The organism is Alcanivorax sp. MD8A, assembly GCF_002888555.1.
Taxonomy (GTDB): domain Bacteria; phylum Pseudomonadota; class Gammaproteobacteria; order Pseudomonadales; family Alcanivoracaceae; genus Alcanivorax.
In genome coordinates, this window is sequence record NZ_AQOQ01000024.1 from 23,939 (window position 1) to 43,661 (window position 19,723).

At 58.1% G+C, this 19,723-nt stretch carries 19 protein-coding genes; 10 read left to right on the top strand and 9 right to left on the bottom strand.

The window, feature by feature from the left end:
• The first annotated feature begins 164 nt into the window (after nt 1-164).
• The 5 genes from A15D_RS12490 (at nt 165) to A15D_RS12510 (ending at nt 2,829) form a co-directional block, all read left to right on the top strand.
• Entirely contained in the window at nt 165-848 is a 684-nt protein-coding gene (locus A15D_RS12490; protein WP_022984078.1) for a Bax inhibitor-1/YccA family protein, read from the top strand.
• Entirely contained in the window at nt 848-1,219 is a 372-nt protein-coding gene (tusD, locus tag A15D_RS12495) for a sulfurtransferase complex subunit TusD (RefSeq protein WP_102792225.1), read from the top strand. The genes A15D_RS12490 and tusD overlap by 1 nt, the downstream gene beginning before the upstream one ends.
• Nucleotides 1,212-1,514 (top strand): hypothetical protein, encoded by a 303-nt coding sequence (locus A15D_RS12500; protein WP_146026879.1) that lies wholly within the window; start codon nt 1,212-1,214, stop codon nt 1,512-1,514. The genes tusD and A15D_RS12500 overlap by 8 nt, the downstream gene beginning before the upstream one ends.
• A 1-nt stretch (nt 1,515) precedes the next feature.
• The gene (locus tag A15D_RS12505; RefSeq protein ID WP_022984075.1) at nt 1,516-1,770 is read left to right on the top strand and encodes a hypothetical protein; all 255 of its coding nucleotides are present in this window, start codon (nt 1,516-1,518) and stop codon (nt 1,768-1,770) included.
• 69 nt (nt 1,771-1,839) lie between these two features.
• A complete protein-coding gene (locus A15D_RS12510) occupies nt 1,840-2,829 on the top strand; it encodes a glycosyl transferase family protein (RefSeq protein WP_102792227.1) in 990 nt (329 codons plus the stop codon).
• 364 nt (nt 2,830-3,193) lie between these two features.
• On the opposite strand, the gene cysG is transcribed toward A15D_RS12510, so the two are convergent.
• The 6 genes from cysG to A15D_RS12540 form a co-directional block, all read right to left on the bottom strand.
• Nucleotides 3,194-4,585, bottom strand: coding sequence for a siroheme synthase CysG (gene cysG / locus A15D_RS12515; RefSeq protein ID WP_102792228.1), 1,392 nt, complete (start codon nt 4,583-4,585; stop codon nt 3,194-3,196).
• Between the two features lie 36 nt (nt 4,586-4,621).
• On the bottom strand, nt 4,622-5,914 hold the full coding sequence (gene serS, locus A15D_RS12520; RefSeq protein WP_022984072.1) for a serine--tRNA ligase: 1,293 nt from the start codon (nt 5,912-5,914) through the stop codon (nt 4,622-4,624).
• A 76-nt stretch (nt 5,915-5,990) separates the two neighbouring features.
• Nucleotides 5,991-6,383 carry a CrcB family protein gene (locus tag A15D_RS12525; protein ID WP_102792229.1) on the bottom strand — a complete coding sequence of 131 codons (393 nt, stop codon included), beginning with the start codon at nt 6,381-6,383 and terminating at the stop codon, nt 5,991-5,993.
• Nucleotides 6,376-7,710, bottom strand: coding sequence for a replication-associated recombination protein A (locus A15D_RS12530; RefSeq protein WP_102792230.1), 1,335 nt, complete (start codon nt 7,708-7,710; stop codon nt 6,376-6,378). Before A15D_RS12530 ends, A15D_RS12525 begins: the two co-directional genes overlap by 8 nt.
• On the bottom strand, nt 7,707-8,318 hold the full coding sequence (gene lolA / locus A15D_RS12535) for an outer membrane lipoprotein chaperone LolA (RefSeq protein WP_102792231.1): 612 nt from the start codon (nt 8,316-8,318) through the stop codon (nt 7,707-7,709). The genes A15D_RS12530 and lolA overlap by 4 nt, the downstream gene beginning before the upstream one ends.
• A 29-nt stretch (nt 8,319-8,347) precedes the next feature.
• A complete protein-coding gene (locus tag A15D_RS12540) occupies nt 8,348-10,663 on the bottom strand; it encodes a DNA translocase FtsK (protein WP_022984068.1) in 2,316 nt (771 codons plus the stop codon).
• A 314-nt stretch (nt 10,664-10,977) separates the two neighbouring features.
• Here A15D_RS12540 and trxB point away from each other — a divergent pair, with 314 nt between their 5' ends.
• The 4 genes from trxB (at nt 10,978) to infA (ending at nt 13,798) form a co-directional block, all read left to right on the top strand.
• Complete coding sequence (trxB, locus tag A15D_RS12545) at nt 10,978-11,925, top strand: thioredoxin-disulfide reductase (protein ID WP_022984066.1); 948 nt, start codon at nt 10,978-10,980, stop codon at nt 11,923-11,925.
• Nucleotides 11,926-11,955: 30 nt separating this feature from the next.
• Entirely contained in the window at nt 11,956-12,669 is a 714-nt protein-coding gene (gene aat, locus A15D_RS12550) for a leucyl/phenylalanyl-tRNA--protein transferase (protein WP_102792232.1), read from the top strand.
• 82 nt (nt 12,670-12,751) lie between these two features.
• Complete coding sequence (locus A15D_RS12555; RefSeq protein WP_022984064.1) at nt 12,752-13,468, top strand: arginyltransferase; 717 nt, start codon at nt 12,752-12,754, stop codon at nt 13,466-13,468.
• 111 nt (nt 13,469-13,579) lie between these two features.
• Nucleotides 13,580-13,798, top strand: a complete 219-nt coding sequence (gene infA, locus A15D_RS12560; RefSeq protein WP_022984063.1) for a translation initiation factor IF-1 — start codon at nt 13,580-13,582, stop codon at nt 13,796-13,798.
• A 128-nt stretch (nt 13,799-13,926) separates the two neighbouring features.
• On the opposite strand, the gene clpA is transcribed toward infA, so the two are convergent.
• Nucleotides 13,927-16,191, bottom strand: coding sequence for an ATP-dependent Clp protease ATP-binding subunit ClpA (clpA, locus tag A15D_RS12565; protein ID WP_102792233.1), 2,265 nt, complete (start codon nt 16,189-16,191; stop codon nt 13,927-13,929).
• A gap of 29 nt (nt 16,192-16,220) precedes the next feature.
• Nucleotides 16,221-16,607 carry an ATP-dependent Clp protease adapter ClpS gene (gene clpS, locus A15D_RS12570; protein WP_102792234.1) on the bottom strand — a complete coding sequence of 129 codons (387 nt, stop codon included), beginning with the start codon at nt 16,605-16,607 and terminating at the stop codon, nt 16,221-16,223.
• A gap of 325 nt (nt 16,608-16,932) precedes the next feature.
• Between clpS and A15D_RS12575 the strand changes: the two genes are divergently transcribed.
• Complete coding sequence (locus tag A15D_RS12575; RefSeq protein WP_102792235.1) at nt 16,933-17,181, top strand: cold-shock protein; 249 nt, start codon at nt 16,933-16,935, stop codon at nt 17,179-17,181.
• A gap of 124 nt (nt 17,182-17,305) precedes the next feature.
• Here the strand turns inward: A15D_RS12575 and A15D_RS12580 are convergent, their stop codons facing one another.
• Nucleotides 17,306-19,528 (bottom strand): NADP-dependent isocitrate dehydrogenase, encoded by a 2,223-nt coding sequence (locus A15D_RS12580; protein WP_102792236.1) that lies wholly within the window; start codon nt 19,526-19,528, stop codon nt 17,306-17,308.
• Nucleotides 19,529-19,723: the final 195 nt, after the last annotated feature.

Here is a 19,723-nt window from a genome sequence, read left to right on the forward strand (position 1 = left end):
ACCGCTCCTTGCGATGGGAGTCACAAAGCCGTCATGGCCCATTGATTACGCACCAAAAGGGTGAACTGCGCATAAAAACAATGAGTTACCGTTCACGGAAACCCTTGATTTTGGCCCCCGTGGCCTTATCATCACAGGGACAATTACCAAGGATGAGATCCCGTATGAACAATCAGCCCAATCCCTATTCCGCTCCCCACCAGCAGGGCATGGCCGTCACCGGCGAGCGTGCGGCCCAGGTTCTGAAAAACACCTACATGCTGCTGGGTTTGTCCCTGGTTGTCGCTACTGGCGCGTCCTGGTTTGCCATGGCCAGCAATATTGGTTTTGTGAATGTGTGGCTTACCATCGGTGTGTATTTCGCACTGCTGTTTGCCACCAACATGTTGCGTAACAGCGCCTGGGGCATCCTGGCCGTATTCGGCCTGACGGGCTGGCTCGGTTTCACCACCGGCCCGATCATCAACATGTACGCCCAGGTTCCCGGCGGCATGGAGATCGTGACCACGGCACTGGGCGGTACCGCCTTTATCTTTGTCGCCATGTCTGCGATTGCGCTGTTCACCCGCAAGGACTTCAGCTTCCTGACCAACTTCATCATGATTGGTATTCTGGTGGCCTTCGCAGCGAGCATTGCCAATATCTTCTTTGCCATTCCGGCCCTGAGCCTGGCGGTGTCAGCCGCGTTCGTGCTGCTGTCTTCCCTGCTGATCATGTGGCAGACCAGCGCCATCATTCACGGTGGAGAAACCAACTACATCCTCGCTACCGTGACCCTGTTCGTGTCCATCTACAACCTGTTCATGTCCCTGCTGCAGATCCTCACGGCCCTTAGCGGCGACGATTGATGCAGTTTGCCATCCTGGTCAATGCGGCGGCGGATTCCCCCGCCGCCTTGACCGCCCTGCTCTCCTGCAAAGCGCTTCACGCCCACCCGGATCACCAGCTTTACCGTCTGTTTTTCTATTCCGATGGCATTCATCTTTGCCACCGCCATGCCTGGCGAGGTGATGGCGACAATGCCAATGCGGCACAGCAATGGCAGCAATGGGTCCAGGAAAGCGGTATCCATGCCGAAGTTTGCGTCGGTGCAGCCCAGCGCCGCGGCATTGTGGCCGGTGACACAGGGCACACTTTGGCCGACGGCTTCAGTCTGGTCGGGTTGGGGCAATGGGCCGATGCGATGATCAATGCACAGCGGGTACTTCAGTTTGGCTAGCCACCTCTACATTGCCACGGCAAATGCGCCGCTCAGTGACCGCTTTCAGGAAATGCTGGACATGCTGATGACCGGCGCCGCCTTTGGCTTGCCCACAGCGCTGTGGCTCACCAATGACTGCGTGAGCGTGCTTAACGCCCTGCCAGCCAACGACAGTCTGCTCCAGCTGGCCGATTTTGGGGTCCGCTGTGTGGTGTCAGACAGCGCTACCACCGGGGCACTCCAGGCAGAGGCGCTCAATGGCGATGAACTGCGGGAGCTGCGCACCGGCTGCCAGCAGGTTCTGGTGTTCTGACATGTTGCATCTGATCGGACTCAAACCCGGCGATCAGGCCGGTATTGATAGCTTCCTTGCGCTATATCAGCCTGATGATATTTGCGTCTTCACCGACGCGGGACTACTGCTTGCCTCTGCCCTGCCGCTGGAAGGCCAGGCTTACCTGCTCGCGCACCCGCAGATGAGCGCCCCAGGAAGCCATCTCGAGCGCATTGACCACACCACACTGCTGGATCTGGTGGCGACACACGGCCCCTGTACCAGCTGGTACTGATTTGTAGATATCACGCCCCTGGCAAGCCCGCGTACCACCGTGCTGCGAGCGGCGTGTTGCGAGGTTTGAATGACAGAACATGCCTTCGCGGAATATGTCCGCACTCTGGGGCGCGGAAAGCGTGCCCGCCGAAGCCTGACCCGGGAAGAAGCCCGCAATGCCATGCAGATGATTCTGGATGGCAAGGTCGAAGACGTGCAGCTTGGCGCCTTTCTGATGCTGCTACGGGTCAAGGAAGAAACCCCGGATGAACTGGCGGGATTTCTGGATGCCTGCCGGGGCGTGTGTGATGAGACACTGAAGGACTTTCCTGCTGTTCAGCTGGACTGGCCCAGTTACGCGGGCAAGAAGAAGCACCATCCGTGGTATCTGCTCGCCACCGTATTGTTGGCAGATCAGGGTATTCGCACGCTGCTGCACGGTGGCCCGGCGCACACCCCCAATCGTGTCTATACCGACGAGTTGCTGCCGGCCCTGGGGCTTAAGGTGGCGACCACCGTGAGCGAGGCCAGTGATCATCTGGCCCGGCAGGGCCTGGCGTATCTGCCCATCGAACAGTTCTGCGCCCCACTCTCTCATCTGCTTACCCTGCGTTTCTATCTTGGCCTGCGTTCGCCCATCAACACCCTGGCACGCAGTCTCAACCCGACACGGGCCCCGCTATCCATGCAGAGCGTCTTCCATCCCGCCTACATCGCGCTGCATCAGGGCGCGGCAGAGCTCTGTGGCGATCGTGATCTGCTGCTCTTCAAGGGCGAAGGCGGCGAACTGGAGATCCGCCCGGATGCCCGCACCGCCATCACCGGCATCCGCCACGGCAAGCCGCTGGACGACGCCATACTGGACAATGTCCTCCCCCGCACCACGCCGCCCGGCACCCCCGATGCAGACATGCTCAAGAAAGTCTGGCGTGGCGAAGCACAGGATGAATACGGCGAAAATGCAGTCATCCAAACGGTCGCCGTGGCCCTCTGGGGCCTGGATAAGGCGGGCTCGCTGGACGAAGCGCGGGAGAAAGCGAAAGCGTTGTGGCAGGACCGGGATACGAGGCGACTGTAGATAGCAATTGATAGTTAATAATGAATAATTAATAGCTTCGCGGGATGTTTCATCACACGCTGCGAGGCAAGAGGCCGCGACCAGTCCATGATCGCGGCTTCTTCGTCTGAGCCATCTTCGTTTGAAGGCATTGCCTGCTGCGGCCACGAATCACACAACATGGCGGAGATGCCCTGAGGCATTTCCGCCCTACGATAGCGCCAAAGTAATACCACCCTCGCGGTAGGAGCCCTTCAAACCTTTCCGTCCGCAACAAAAACCTGCCCAGCCCAAAACAAAAAAGGCGGAGATACCCTGAAGCACCACCGCCTACGTCTTTGATAATGGCTTTTGATTTTAGCTATTCACTATTCACTGTTAACTATTAACTGCTCTTTTTGAACCACCCAAACTTCGGATGCAAACTCACCACACTGCCAACAATGATCAACGTGGGCGCATGAATCTCCCGGCCCTCGATATCATCAGGAAGGGTCTCCAGGGTACCGGTGATCACTTCCTGCAGATTGGTGGTGCCCCGGGAGACAAGCGCAATCGGGGTGTCGCCTTTGCGGCCATGGGCCATCAACTGATCACAGATCTGCCGTAACCCGACCAGCCCCATATAGAACACCACGGTTTCCGTTTCACTGACCAGGTGCTCCCAATCCAGGGTGACGGTACCGTCTTTGCGGTGGCCGGTAACAAACCTGACAGACTGGGCATGATCACGATGGGTCAGTGGAATACCGCCGTAGGCGGCACAGCCGCTGGCGGCGGTGATACCCGGGACCACTTGAAAATCGATGCCCTCCTGGACAATCAGATCGATTTCTTCCCCGCCACGGCCAAAGATAAACGGGTCACCACCCTTGAGACGACAGACCTTCTTGCCCTGTTTGGCGTAGTGCACCAACAACTCGTTGATGTTGTCCTGCGGCAAGGCGTGTTTGTCGCGGGCCTTACCCACATAGACCATTTCCGCATCCCGGCGGGCAAGGTCCACAATACCCTTGCCTACCAAGCGGTCGTATAGCACCACATCCGCCTTCTGTAGCAAACGTAGCGCCCGGAAGGTCAGCAGGTCCGGATCTCCCGGCCCCGCGCCCACCAGATAGACTTCCCCCCGGCTCAGCCTTTCAGGATCGGCCTCGGCAATCGCCTCACTGAGCATGGACTCCGCTTCGGAGTCTTTGCCGGCCAGGACCTTTTCCACAATCGGGCTGTCCAGTGCCTGCTCCCAGAACAGACGGCGGGCGCCCACGTTATTGAGTTTGTCCTTCAAGGGCTGCCGGAACCGTGCCATCAGGTCGGCCAGTCGGCCCCAGCGGGCCGGCAGACTGGATTCAATCTGGCTGCGCAGCTTGCGCGCCAGTACCGGGGACGCACCGGAAGAGCTGATACTGATCAGCACCGGTGAACGGTCGACAATAGCCGGGAAGATAAAATCGCCCAGGGAGGGATCGTCCACCACGTTAACAGGCAGCCCCTTGTCCCCCGCCAGCCGAGCCACCTCGGCATTGATGGCCTTGTTGTCGGTGGCGCAGATCACCAACGACACAGACTGAAGATCGCTTTCCTCGAAGGCTCGCTCACGCAGCGAGCCCTGGCTTTCTGCCACAATCTGGCGCAGCTCGGCGCACACATCGGGAGCAACGACATCAACAAGAGCACCAGAACGGTGCAAAAGGCGACCTTTACGCAAGGCCACTTCACCGCCACCGACCAACAGGGCACGCTTGCCCTGCAGTCGCCAGCTAATGGGTAGGAATTCCATGATTGCTCCCTGGGGGTTCAAACAGGCGGGAGCGTATTACTGCAGCCGCTCCAGCCCTCTCATATAGGGGCGCAATGCCTCCGGCACCGTGACCGATCCATCCGCATTCTGGTAGTTCTCAAGAATGGCTACCAGTGTACGCCCTACTGCCAGACCCGACCCATTCAAAGTATGTACCAGTTCTGGCTTGCCGGTTTCCGGATTCCGCCAGCGGGCCTGCATGCGACGCGCCTGGTAGTCGCGGAAGTTGGAGCAGGACGAGATCTCGCGGTATTTCTGCTGGCTGGGCAGCCACACTTCCAGGTCATAGGTTTTGGTGGAGGAAAAGCCCAGATCCCCGCCACACAAGATCACCACGCGGTAAGGCAGCCCCAGTTTCTGGAGAATCGCTTCTGCGTGGCCGGTCAACTGCTCCAGCGCCGCATCGGACTCTTCTGGCCGAACCATTTGTACCAGCTCCACTTTTTCGAACTGGTGCTGGCGAATCAGGCCACGGGTATCCTTGCCGTGACTGCCTGCCTCGGAACGAAAACAGGGGGTATGGCAGGTATACCGGCGCGGCAGGCTGTCGGCTTCAAGAATCTCGTCTGCCACCAGATTGGTGACCGGCACCTCGGCGGTGGGAATCAGATACAACTCTCGCTCGCCTTCCATCTTGAACAGGTCTTCGGCAAATTTCGGTAATTGGCCCGTTCCCCGCAGGGCTTCAGGGCCCACCAGATAAGGTACATAGACCTCTTCATAGCCGTGTTCGCTGCTATGAATGTCCAGCATGAAATCCACCAGCGCACGATGCAGGCGGGCCACCGCACCGCTCATCACCGCAAAACGGGCGCCAGAGAGTTTACTGGCACTATCGAAATCCAGCGCTCCGCTGGTCAGACCCTCGCCAATATCCACGTGGTCACGGGCTTCAAAGTCCAGCACTCTGGGTTCGCCCCAAGTGCGCACTTCCACGTTGTCCTCTTCGTCGTTACCTTCCGGCACCGCTTCCTGGGGCACATTGGGCACCCCCATCAGGAATTCACTGATCTCGTCGTGAATCGACTTGGCATTGGCCACTTCCTGGTCCAGTTCTGCATCCAGGGTCTTGAGGGTTTCTGCCACCTTGGCCTTGGCTTCATCCACATTCATGCCGGACTGGATCAGCTGCCCAATTTGCTTGGAGGCTTTCTTGCGTTCGGCCTGCAGATCCTGGGAACGTACGTCTGCCTGTTTACGGCGCGCATCCAGTTCGGCAAACGCTGCCAGGTCCAGGCTGTAGCCTCGCTTGGCCAGTGCAGCCTTGATCGCTTCGCCGTCCTGCCGCAGGGCACGAATATCCAGCATGTGTTTCTACTCCAGTTTCAAATCATTCAAATAGACAACAGTGTGTCGCACAGAGACGACGCGTCTCGGTAAACCGTTATTCCCAGATCATGCGACCAAGCATCAAGCCGGTCACACCCAGCGCCAGGCAAATGCTTACGGAGGCAAACGCATAGCCCGCAGCCAGCCCCCAGGCCTTGATTTCGACCATTCGCACCAACTCGAAAGAAAAGGTCGAAAAGGTGGTCAGCGCGCCCAGCATGCCGGTCATGATCGCCAAACGCAGCGCTTCACTGCTGGTCAGGCTGGCCAAGGCTACGGTCAGCAGCCCGAACAGGAAACTGCCCACCAGGTTCACACTGAATGTGGCCCATGGCCACGCAGGCATGGCGGGGACACCCATCCACAGGGTTGTCGCAAACCGCAGACACGCACCCGTTGCCCCCCCTGCTGCCACGGCCAACCATGGCACTGCGCCCACATCAGTCATCCAGCTCTCCGTAGCGTTGCCAATCGCTGTCAGCATTGCGCTGGCGCAGTCGCTGCAGCTTGTCTGCCACCTTGATCTCCAGTCCGCGATTGACCGGCTGGTAGAGCCGGGTATGACGCAAGCTGGAGGGGAAATAATTTTCGCCGTCCACGAACGCATCGGGGAAATCGTGGGCGTAATGATACTCTGCCCCGAAGCCTTCGTCCTTCATCAACTGGGTCGGTGCGTTGCGCAAATGCAGCGGTACCTCATCTGTGGGCTTTTCCCGTACCAGTGCGCGAGCCTGATTGTAGGCGTTATAGACTGCGTTGCTTTTCGGGGCCACGGCCAGATAGGCCACAGCCTGGGCAATCGCCAACTCCCCTTCCGGGCTGCCCAGCCGCTCCTGCACATCCCAGGCTTGCAGGCACAGGGTCAGTGCTCGCGGGTCAGCATTGCCAATGTCTTCACTGGCCATACGCACCACCCGGCGGGCAATGTACAAGGGGTCACAACCGCCGTCCAGCATACGGGCGAACCAGTAAAGTGCTGCGTCGGGATCAGAGCCTCGCACAGATTTATGCAAGGCGCTGATCTGATCGTAGAAAAGGTCTCCACCCTTGTCGAAGCGGCGCACGGCATCGCGCAGCACTTCGCTCATCAGGTCAGCATCGATACGCGGGGCGTCACCATCAGCCAGATCCGCCGCCACTTCCAGCATGTTCAACAAGCGTCGGGCATCACCATCGGCGTAATTGAGGAGCAGCTCGGCGGCGTCCGCGTCGACGGTCATGCCATTGAGACGCGGTTCATCCAGCGCACGCTGCAACAGGCCTCGCAGATCCTCCGCCGCAAGTGACCGCAACCGGTATACCCGTGCCCGGGACAGCAAGGCATTGTTCAGCTCAAACGACGGGTTCTCGGTGGTCGCACCAATAAAGGTAATCGTGCCCTCCTCCACATGGGGAAGGAACGCATCCTGCTGCGCCTTGTTAAACCGGTGCACCTCGTCCACAAACAGGACGGTACGTCGCCCCTGGGCCAGTCGTATCTGGGCTTGCTCGACGGCGGCCCGGATATCTTTGACGCCAGAGAGTACGGCAGAGAGCGTGATAAACGCCGCGTCCACGGCCTGGGAGAGGATCAGCGCCAGGGTGGTCTTGCCCGTGCCAGGCGGCCCCCACAGGATCATGGAGTGAAGCTGGCCGCGCTCGAGTGCCTGGCGCAGGGGTTTGCCGGGGCCGACAAGGTGCTGCTGCCCTACATAGTCATCCAGACTGTTGGGGCGCAAGCGAGCCGCCAAAGGCTGCGCCTGCTGGGCATTGTCGGCGGCAAACAGATCGTTCATTGCTGCTGGATGACGTCAGTACCTTCCGGTGGCGTGAAGTGGAACAGTGAAGCATCAATGCCACTGTTTACCTTCAGGTCACGGAAGTCGATGACGGTTTGCTGGCCAAGCGCATCCTGAAGCCGCATGGACATGGGCTGTTCGCCACGGAAGGTCACGTCAAGCTGGTCGAAAAGCGGGTCATCCCCTTTGGGAGTCAGGCGGTATGTCACTTCCGCGCCATTTCGGTCACGCTCGCTAATGCTGAACGCCTCGGCCACCTGACTTGGCTGTCCGCCAAACAGCAAGGCCGGGGTCTGCCCGAGATCCTGGCTCAGGGGGCGCACCACGACCTGCTCCAGATCTTCATCATAGACCCACACGGTCTTGCCATCCGATACCGCCAGCTGGGAAAACGGGCTCGTGGTGGACCAGTAGAACTGATTGCCCCGCGCCACCTGGAAACGCCCTTCTGCCTGCTGCATGTGGGTGCCGCCCTTGTCGAGCACGGTTTGCTCAAAATCGCCCTTTAATGACTGCAGTTTCTGCAAGCGGGACAGTAATTCGTCGGTGGCGCCAGCCCAGGCCAAAGCCGGAAACAGCAGTGCGACCATCAGTAGTGTACGCATCAAGACTCCTTAGTCGGGACAGATCACGGTTAAACCGGCGGCGGCGCGATTACCTCACGCTGGCCGTTATGCCCCGCTTCGCTGACTACCCCGGCCATCTCCATGGCTTCCACCAAACGGGCGGCACGGTTGTAGCCAATTTTCAGTTTTCGCTGCACAGATGAAATGGATGCCCGGCGTGACTGCGTCACGTAGGCAACCGCTTCGTCGTACAACGGATCATTTTCATCATCACCGTCACCGCCGGCGCCTTCCATGCCGGGCATCGGTGCATTGAGATCCGAGCCACCATCGAGAATTTCTTCCAGGTAGTTAGGCTCGCCGCGCTTGCGCCAATCGTCACAAACCCGGTGGACCTCTTCATCTGAGACAAAGGCACCGTGAACACGTTCCGGAACACTCTTGCCCCCCGGCAAATAAAGCATGTCACCATGACCCAGCAGCTGTTCTGCCCCGCCCTGATCCAGCACGGTTCGGGAATCAATCTTGGACGACACCTGGAAGCCGATACGTGAGGGCACGTTTGCCTTGATCAAACCGGTGATCACATCCACCGAGGGACGCTGGGTTGCGAGAATCAGATGAATCCCGGCGGCCCGCGCTTTCTGGGCAATCCGCGCGATCAGCTCTTCCACCTTTTTGCCCACAATCATCATCATGTCGGCAAATTCATCGATGACGATGACGATATAGGGCAGGTGCTCGGCAAGGGGCGCTTCTTCCTCAAGATTCATTGGGTCTTCAGGCTTCCACAGCGGGTCCTTGATCGGTTCACCCTTCTTCTTCGCCTCATCGACCTTGCGGTTATAGCCGGAGATGTTACGCACCCCCATGGCGGCCATCAGCCGGTAGCGACGCTCCATTTCACCGACACCCCAGCGCAAGGCGCCGGCGGCTTCTTTCATATCGGTTACAACCGGGGTCAACAAATGGGGGATGCCGTCATAGACCGCCAGTTCCAGCATCTTGGGGTCGATGAGAATCATGCGAACATCGTCTGGGCCGGATTTGAACAGCATGGACAGCAGCATGGCGTTCACACCCACGGATTTACCGGAACCGGTGGTCCCCGCCACCAGAAGGTGTGGCATCTTGGCCAGATCCCCCATGACCGGGTTGCCCGCAATATCCTTGCCGAGCGCCATGGTCAGCGGCGATGAGGACTGGTCGAACATCTGGGTGCCCACCACTTCGGTGAAACGGATCATTTCCCGTTGTTCGTTGGGAATCTCGATCCCCACCGTGGTCTTGCCCGGGATGACTTCCACGACCCGAACACTGATCACCGCCAATGAGCGCGCCAGATCCTTGGCCAGATTGGTAATTTTGGAAACCTTGATTCCGGCTGCTGGCTGAATTTCAAAACGGGTGATCACAGGGCCCGGCTGAACCGCCACCACCTCGGCCTCAATGTTGAAATCCTTGAGCTTGATCTCCAGCAGGCGGGACATGCCTTCGAGGGCTTCCTCAGAATACCCGCCCTTGGACTCTTCCACCGGATCCAGCAGTTCCAGCGGCGGAATTTCGCCACTGACCTCAGTGGTGAACAGTTTCTGCTGTTTTTCCTTCTGTACCCGCTCACTCTTTTGCACCGGAGCCGCGGGCTTGGCAATTTTTGGGGGCGTACGGGTTTCGGCTTTTTTCTTGGCCTCGCTGATCACTTTGGCCCGTTTTTCATGGGCCACTTTCTTCTGCCGCTGCTCCTCCTGTTTGCGCTTGCGCGCCTGCCACCAGGCAGGGACTTTCTCAACCGCTCCCAGCACCAGCGCTCCCAGCCCTTCTGCCAGGGCGATCCAGGACAGATCGGTAAAGATGGTCACCCCGATCAGGAACAATGCGACCATGATCAGCGTACCGCCAAGGGGATTGAAGCCATCCAGGGCGGCCGCACCCACTTCATGGCCAAGGATGCCGCCAGAACCTTCCGGCAAGCTGTCGCCCATGCTGAAGTGCATGTAAGACAGAGCGGTACCGGCCAGCATGGTCAAAATAAAGCCCACCAGACGGAGGCTGAACAGCGGCCAGCTACCGGGCAGCCCGGCATGACGTTCACGCAGCACCTTGGCAGCCCAGAATCCCACCAATACCGGGAACAGGTAGGCCATGTAGCCAAACAACCCAAGCAGCAGGTCGGCACTGAACGCACCGGCACGGCCCGCCGCATTACGCACGGCATCCACATGCCCCACATACGACCAGCCCGGATCGCGGCTGTCGAAGCTGATCAACGCCAGCAGCAGGTACATGGACAGAGCGATCAATGCGATCACCATGCCCTCGACCAGCCCGCGCTTGAGATGACGGGAAAACCCGGACTCTCCTTGCCCGGCAGCGGTTTTGCTCACGCCTTACCCCTTAACAAAATCCATGACATTGAACAGATAAAAATCCGTATTAAAAAATGCCGATAACAAATTGAAATTATTGCGATTGTAGTCAATCCACCGTGGGGCGGCCAGCATTGCTGTGTGCCTGCCGGGCCAGCCTGCGGGATTATTGCACAAAACCGCACCCTAACCCGGTTCATTGATCCTTTCTATCACAGCGACAGGCTTCACGCGTGCCCTGTTTTACGGTAGTTTTCACGCCTTGATTATGCAGGCTGAAGGCCCCATGAAAGGTCTCTCGTCCTGCTTACCCCCTATTACTGGAGTTTTCCATGAGCGACGTGCAGCACCATCGCCTGATTATCCTTGGTTCCGGCCCTGCGGGTTACACCGCCGCCGTTTACGCCGCCCGAGCCAATCTCAAGCCGGTGGTGATTACCGGGATTCAGCCTGGCGGCCAGCTCACTACCACCACCGAAGTGGACAACTGGCCTGGTGACGTTGAAGGTCTTCAGGGGCCTGACCTGATGGTGCGCATGCAGCAGCATGCTGAGCGCTTTGACACCGAGATGGTGTACGACCACATCAACGAAGTGGAGTTGCAGAGCCGTCCCTTCACGCTCAAGGGCGACAGCGGCACCTACACCTGTGATGCCCTGATTATCGCCACCGGTGCCTCCGCCATGTATCTGGGTCTGGCGTCAGAGGAAGCGTTCATGGGCAAGGGCGTCTCCGCCTGCGCCACCTGTGACGGTTTCTTCTACAAGGGCCAGCGTGTCGCCGTTATCGGTGGCGGCAATACCGCTGTGGAAGAAGCACTGTATCTCTCGCATATCGCAGAGCATGTCACCCTGGTGCACCGTCGTGACAGCCTGCGCGCCGAGAAGATCCTGCAAGACAAGCTGCTGGCAAAAGACAATATCTCTGTAGAGTGGGATCACACACTCGAAGAGGTGCTGGGCGATGACAGCGGTGTCACCGGCATGCGCATCAAGTCCACCAAAGGTGAAGGCAGCAAGGACATCGAACTGCAGGGTGTCTTCATTGCCATTGGTCACAAGCCGAACACTGATATCTTCGAAGGCCAGCTGAACATGAAAGACGGCTACCTGAAGATTCAGAGCGGCACCGAAGGCAATGCCACCCAGACCAGCATTGAAGGCGTGTTTGCCGCTGGCGATGTGGCCGACCACATCTACCGTCAGGCCGTCACCTCTGCCGGCTCTGGCTGTATGGCCGCGCTGGATGCGGAACGCTATCTGGACAACCTGAAGGGCTGAAACGCCCTTCAGGTGATCGGTTAGCCTGTCATGGTGCCATGGCTGGAACCGGGAAGTCCTTTCCCGGATACCCGTGACGCCCTCACCGACCCCGACGGCCTGCTGGCCGCCGGGGCGGATCTGAGCTCCTCCACACTCATTCGTGCCTACTCCCGGGGTATCTTCCCCTGGTACGATGCCGATCATCAGCCCATTCTGTGGTGGTCCCCTGCCCCGCGCTGCATTTTCTTTCCTGACGACATCCACATCAGTCGCAGCCTGCAACGTCATCTGCGCAACAGCGAGTTTTCGGTGACTCTCGATCGCGCCTTTGAACGCGTCATGTGGCTGTGTGCCCAACCCAGATCAGATGGTCATGGCACCTGGATCAGTGATGACATGATCGAGGCATATGTGGGGCTGCACCGTCAGGGCTATGCCCACAGCCTGGAGATCTGGCAGGACGGCGACATTGCCGGCGCCATCTACGGCATCAAGCTGGGACAGGTGTTTTTTGGCGAATCCATGGTCTCTCCTCGCCGTAACGGCTCCAAGATGGCCTTGGCTGCCCTCAAAAAGCTCGCTCCAGCGCTGGATATCACCCTGATCGACGCCCAAGTGGAGAATCCCCACTTGCTGAGCATGGGGGCAAGACTGCTGGAAAGACCGCAATTTGAAGCCCTCTTGTCGGAGCGAATCACATCCACACCGGGCCCGGAACAGTGGCCAGTAACAGAATGGGCAGGCTTACCCGGACAGCCTTAAGCCCGACCAGCGGCATTCTGTGGGCACCCAGCTCAGCGACGCTATCTAGCCTGCCCCCCTCGTTTCTCGCTACACTGACCCCATGACAGACCTTTCCACCCTGCGCTTCTTCCGGACGCCGGCACATTCATGCAGCTACCTGGAAGATCGTCAGGCCTCGACCCTGTTTGTGGACCCCCAGGCCACACTGTCACCGGAACTCTACAGCGAACTGAGCCTTCTGGGGTTCCGCCGTAGCGGGGATTACCTGTACCGTCCCCATTGCGATCAGTGCAGTGCCTGCATTCCGGCTCGGGTGCGGGTATCGGATTTTCAGCCCAAACGCCGCCACCGTCGGATTCGCAAGGTCAATGATGACCTGGTCGTCAACCGTGAACCTGCCCGGTTTACCCGTGAGCTCTATTCTCTCTACGCGGACTACATCAACCAGCGTCATGGCGATGGCGACATGTACCCCCCGTCCGAGGAACAGTTCACCAACTTTCTGACCTGCGACTGGGCCGATACCCAGTTCTACTGTTTCCGCCAGGCCGGCAAACTCCGGGCCGTTGCGGTAACCGACCAGCTGGAAGACGGTCTCTCTGCCGTCTATACCTTCTTCGACCCCCATCTGCCTGAACGTAGCCTTGGCGTCATGGCCCTGCTGTGGCAAATCGAACAATGCCGACGGCTACAACTCCCATACCTGTATCTCGGTTACTGGATTCACCAGTGCCAGAAGATGAGTTACAAGAGCCAGTACCAGCCACTGGAGATACTGCGTAGCGGCGCCTGGAAGGACCTTCCGGACAAAGATTGATCAGCTTTCCCGTCCATTCGCCCTTGCCGTTAATCCGGTTTTGCAGCCGGCCCGCTTTTGCGGCACAATTGCGCCCTCGCTCAATAGCCGGTAACCCAAGGTATTCGTTGGATGGCGAAAGAAGAACAGATTGAACTCGAAGGTGTAATCGTTGAAACCCTGCCCAACACGATGTTTCGTGTGAAGCTGGACAACGGTCATGTGATCACTGCCCATATCTCCGGGAAGATGCGCAAATTCTATATCCGCATCCTCACCGGCGACCGCGTCAAGGTGGAAATGTCCCCCTACGACCTGACCAAGGGCCGTATCACCTTCCGCATGAAATAAGTCAGGCAGCCGTTAACCGTTAATCCTTAACCGTTAACAGCCAAAAAATACCCCCGCCTCTCACGAGCCGGGGGTATTTTCGTTTCTGCCTTTCGCTGTTAACTGTTCACTGTGACTTGTTAACTGGATTATGCGGGCTCCGCCTCCGCGGCCTTCACCGTGAGAGCAAGCTTGCCGTCCTGTTCAGTGACGTCCACCTGCCCGCCCTGCTCGGCCAGTTCGCCAAACAGCAGTTTCTCGGCCAATGGTTTCTTGAGCTGCTCCTGGATCAGGCGAGCCATGGGGCGAGCCCCCATATCCTTGTCGTAGCCCTTGTCGGCCAGCCAGCTGCGGGCGGCGGCATCCACATTGAGCACCACGCCTTTTTCGTCCAGCTGAGCCTGGAGTTCGACCAGGAACTTGTCGACCACACCCAGAATGACGTCCGTCGTCAGCGGCGCAAACTGCACGATGCCATCAAGACGGTTACGGAATTCCGGGGTGAACGCCTTCTTCAGCACTTCCATGCCATCGGTGCTCTGATCCTGCTCGGTGAATCCGATGGAACGCTTGTTCAACACCTCGGCACCCGCATTGGTTGTCATGATCAGAATCACGTTACGGAAGTCCGCCTTGCGGCCGTTGTTATCCGTCAGGGTGGCGTTATCCATCACCTGCAGCAGAATGTTGAAAACCTCGGGGTGCGCCTTTTCGATTTCATCGAGCAGCAGCACGCAATGGGGAGTCTTGGTGATCGCCTCTGTGAGCAAACCACCCTGGTCGTAGCCCACATAGCCCGGGGGCGCCCCGATCAAACGGCTGACCGTGTGACGCTCCATGTACTCGGACATATCAAAGCGTACCAGCTCAACCCCCAGGGCACGTGCCAGCTGACGGCTGACTTCGGTTTTGCCCACCCCGGTGGGCCCGGCAAACATGAAGCTGCCGATGGGTTTGTTCTCGCCTTTCAGCCCCGCCCGGGACAGTTTGATGGCCGCAGAAATAGTATCGATGGCTTCATCCTGCCCGAACACCGTCATCTTAAGGTCGCGCTCCAGATTGCGGAGCAACTCCTTGTCTGAAGACGATACCTGTTTGGGCGGAATGCGGGCGATCTTGGCGACCATGTCTTCCACATCGATTTCATCGATGGTGCTCTTGCGCTGATCCTCAGGTCGAAGACGCTGCCAGGCACCGACCTCATCAATCACGTCAATGGCCTTGTCAGGCAGGTAGCGGTCATTGATATAGCGGGCGCTCAGTTCTGCTGCGGCTTTGAGTGAGGCATCGCTGTAGGTCACATCATGGTGCTTCTCAAACCGTGACTTCAGCCCCTTGAGAATACCGATGGTGTCTTCCACCGACGGCTCAACCACATCAATCTTCTGGAAACGGCGAGACAAGGCCCGGTCCTTCTCGAACACACCACGGTATTCCTGGAATGTGGTAGAGCCCATGCACTTCAGCTCACCATTGGCCAGCAATGGCTTGAGCAGGTTCGAGGCGTCCATCACTCCGCCGGACGCCGCACCGGCGCCAATAATCGTGTGGATTTCGTCAATAAAGAGGATGGAATTGGGCTCTTTTTTCAACTCGGCCAACAGGGATTTCAGGCGCTTCTCGAAATCACCGCGGTACTTGGTTCCCGCCAGCAGAGCACCAAGATCCAGTGAATAGACGGTGGCATCGAGCAACGGCTCCGGTACCTGCTCCTCCACGATCATCCGCGCCAAGCCTTCAGCGATCGCGGTCTTGCCGACCCCGGGCTCACCCACCAGCAGCGGGTTGTTCTTGCGGCGACGGCAGAGAATCTGCGCTGCACGCTCAATCTCGAATGCACGGCCCACCAGCGGGTCAATGCGGTCCTCACGAGCCAGTACATTCAGGTTGGTCGCATAGTTCTCCAGCGCGCTGGCCTGCGACGGCTCTTCCGCCGCGTCGTTTTCCTGGGCCGCTTCGATAGAGGGATCGGCGTCCTCGACCTGGGAAATGCCGTGGGCAATGAAGTTAACTACGTCCAGACGGTGAATGTCCTGACAGTTGAGGAAGTAAACGGCCTGGCTTTCCTGCTCGTTGAAAATGGCGACCAGTACGTTGGCACCAGTGACTTCCTTCTTGCCGGAGGACTGGACACTGAACACGGCCCTCTGCAGCACGCGCTGAAAGCCCAGGGTCGGCTGGGTATCACGATCCGGATCACCTTCCGGCAACAAGGGGGTGGAATCTTCAATAAACTGGCTTAACGCATCACGCAATTCATCCAGGTCCGCGCCACAGGCGCGCAGCACCTCAACGGCGGCCTCGTTATCCAGCAGTGCCAGCAGCAGGTGTTCTACCGTCATGAACTCATGACGATGGCTGCGCGCATGGCGAAACGCCTCGTTTAGCGTCATTTCCAGTTCTTTGCTGAGCATAAGGCTACCTCACTACCGGGCTCGCGTTGTCAGGCCTTTTCCACCTGACACATCAGCGGATGCTGATTTTCACGAGCATATTCAACCACCTGGGTGGCTTTGGTTTCGGCGATATCCTGCGGGTAGAGCCCGCACACCGCCTTCCCTTCCGTATGTACCGTCAACATGACCCGGGTGGCCTGTTCACGGTTCATGCTGAAGAAGTCCTCAAGTACTTCCACCACAAAATCCATGGGGGTGTAGTCATCGTTGATCATCAACACCTTGTACATGGACGGCGGCTTGAGTTTCGGTCTGGCCTCTTCGATGGCCAGATCCCCATGGCGATCAGGGTCTGCCGGATTGTCTGCGGGGCCTGCCGAGATCCCCACCCGACCCTCTGGATTCTCCCTTTGCCACCACTGCTGCAAATTCATAAGCCTCTTAACCGTTGTAACCCTGCTGGCACCAACAGGCAATATTGAAATGATGGGCGGTCATGCTTTTTTCAATCCCCGGCGCCGTTACATGACCACAAAAAGTTCATGGGGTTGACACCCCGCGACGCATGTTTAAAAGTTGCACAATGCGATGCCGTCATAATGGGACGGGTCACACCGCCGCAGACATGCCGGCCACACCGCCGACGGCGCCCCAACGCGCCGCAATCAGATGCAGTGTACCGTGCTGCCTGCGGGTAATAAAAAGAAACGTTAGGGCATGCAAAAGCTCTTGGCCATTGGAGAGGTAGAGGGAAGGACCATGGCAACGGGAAGGGTTAAGTGGTTTAACAACGCAAAAGGGTATGGTTTTGTTCGTCCGGATGAAGGCGGTGAAGATCTGTTTGTTCACTATTCCTACATCCAGATGGAGGGCTACAAGAGCCTCAAAGCCGGCCAACCGGTGGAATACGAGATTCAGCCAGCCAACAAGGGCTTCCATGCTGTCAATCTGCGTGCCAGCGGCGAAGCCATCAATGACGCCTCCAATGAGGAGGACGCCGCGGAATAAGACCCGCCGCCGTCACTGCACGGCAAGCCCCCTATGCCTTGACAGGGGCAAACAGCGCAAACAGATAGACACAAACAAAAATGCCGGCTTTCGCCGGCATTTTTGTTTCGTGCCAAGCCCTTACTTACAGCTTGTCCAAAATGTCATTGAACGTGGCACTGGGGCGCATGGCAGCTGACGCCTTGCTGAAATCAGGGTTGTAATACCCCCCGATATCGGTCGGCGACCCCTGCACCGCCACCATTTCCTTGACGATGTTTTCCTCGTTCTCGGTCAGCAGCGCCGCGATGGTGCTGAACTTGTCTTTCAGCTCGGCATCGTCGTCCTGTGCCGCCAGGGCCTGGGCCCAGTACATGGCGACATAGAAGTGGCTCACCCGGTTATCCGGCTCACCGACCTTGCGGGACGGCGCCTTGTTCTGCTCCAGGTACTGCTCGTTGGCCTTGTCGAGGGCTTTGGCAATCACCTTCGCCTTCTTGTTGCCATACTTTTCACCAAGCTCCTCGATGGAGACGGCCAGCGCCAGAAACTCGCCCAGCGAGTCCCACCGCAGGTGGTTCTCTTCCAGGAACTGCTGTACGTGCTTGGGTGCAGAGCCACCGGCGCCCGTTTCATAGAGTCCGCCACCGGCCATCAGCGGCACAATGGACAGCATCTTGGCGCTGGTGCCCAGCTCCAGGATCGGGAACAGGTCCGTCAGGTAGTCACGCAGTACGTTACCGGTGACTGAGATAGTGTCCTTGCCACGGATCATGCGCTCCATGGTGTAACGGATCGCCTGAACCGGGGACATGATGCGGATATCGAGCCCGTCGGTGTCATGATCCTTCAGGTATTCAGTGACTTTCAGGATCAGCTGGGCGTCGTGGGCGCGCTCTTTGTCCAGCCAGAAAATAGCCGGGGTATTGCTCTGGCGGGCACGGGTCACCGCCAGCTTGACCCAGTCACGAATGGGCAGGTCCTTGGCCTGACACATGCGCCAGATATCGCCCTCTTCCACGTCGTGGGTGAGCAACACCTCGCCGTCTTCACGGACAACGCGCATAGTGCCACCTTCTTTCATTTCGAAGGTCTTGTCGTGGGAACCATATTCCTCTGCTTTCTGGGCCATCAGACCCACATTCGGCACAGAACCACAGGTCACCGGATCAAAGGCGCCGTGAGTCTTGCAGAAGTTCACCACTTCCTGGTAGATCGTTGCGTAGGTGCTTTCCGGAATCACCGCCTTGGTGTCCTTGAGCTTGCCATCGGCGCCGTACATCTTGCCGCCCTGGCGAATCATGGCCGGCATGGAGGCATCGACGATGACGTCGGACGGTACATGCAGGTTGGAGATACCGCGGTCAGAGTCGACCATCGCCAGCTCCGGACGATGCAGGTAACAGGCACGAATAGTGGATTCGATCTCCAGGCGCTGGGAAATCGGTAGCTCTTCAATCTTCTGGTAGATATTGCTCAAGCCGTTGTTGGGGTTGGCACCGATTTGTTCCAGTACCTCACCGTGCTTCTCAAACAGCTCTTTGTAGAAGCGACGCACCGCATGACCGAACACGATCGGGTGCGACACCTTCATCATGGTGGCCTTCACATGCAGCGAGAACAGAATGCCAGTGTTCTTGGCATCTTCGATCTGCTCATCGAAGAAGTCGCAGAGCGCCTTCTTGCTCATGAACATGGCATCAATGACTTCCCCGTCCAGCAAGCCAAATTCCGGCTTCATCACAGAGACATTGCCCTGGGCATTCACAAACTCGATGCGAACCTTGCAGGCCTTGTCAATGGTGGTAGAGGTCTCGTGGGAAAAGAAATCCCCCCCACGCATATGGGCCACGTGGGTGCGGGAAGCCTGGCTCCAATACCCCATGCTGTGCGGGTTCTTGCGCGCGTAGTTTTTCACCGCCAGCGGTGCGCGACGATCTGAATTACCTTCACGCAGCACCGGATTCACCGCAGACCCCAGAACTTTGGCGTAACGGGACAGGATCTCCTTCTCTTCATCAGTGCGAGGCTCGTCCGGGTACTCAGGGACGTTATAGCCATGCTCTTTGAGCTCGGCGATCGCTTCACGAAGCTGTGGAATAGAGGCGCTGATGTTAGGAAGCTTGATGATGTTGGCTTCCGGGTCCTGGGTCAGATCGCCCAGTGCGGAGAGGGTATCGTTGACTTTTTGGTCGTCTGACAGATGTTCGGGGAAGTTGGCGAGGATGCGTGCGGCAAGCGAAATATCGCTACTTTCAACTTCAATCCCGGCAATGGAGGTAAATTTCTCAATAATGGGCAAAAACGAGTAGGTCGCCAGCGCGGGCGCCTCATCTGTCATGGTGTAAATAATTTTTGGGGTGGTCATAGAATTATAAGTCCCAATTGTATTGGCAGTGTTTCCCACCTGATGTGAGTCGGCTTTTGACCGTCAGATCAGCGGGTCTTAACAGGACTACTCTGTCTTTATCAAACCGTAACCGGCGTGCGCTGGCGAGTATAGCACTGACCGTTTAGCCTTGTTAGCGTAGCTGGCCGGTAATACGACGCATTATATCAATCA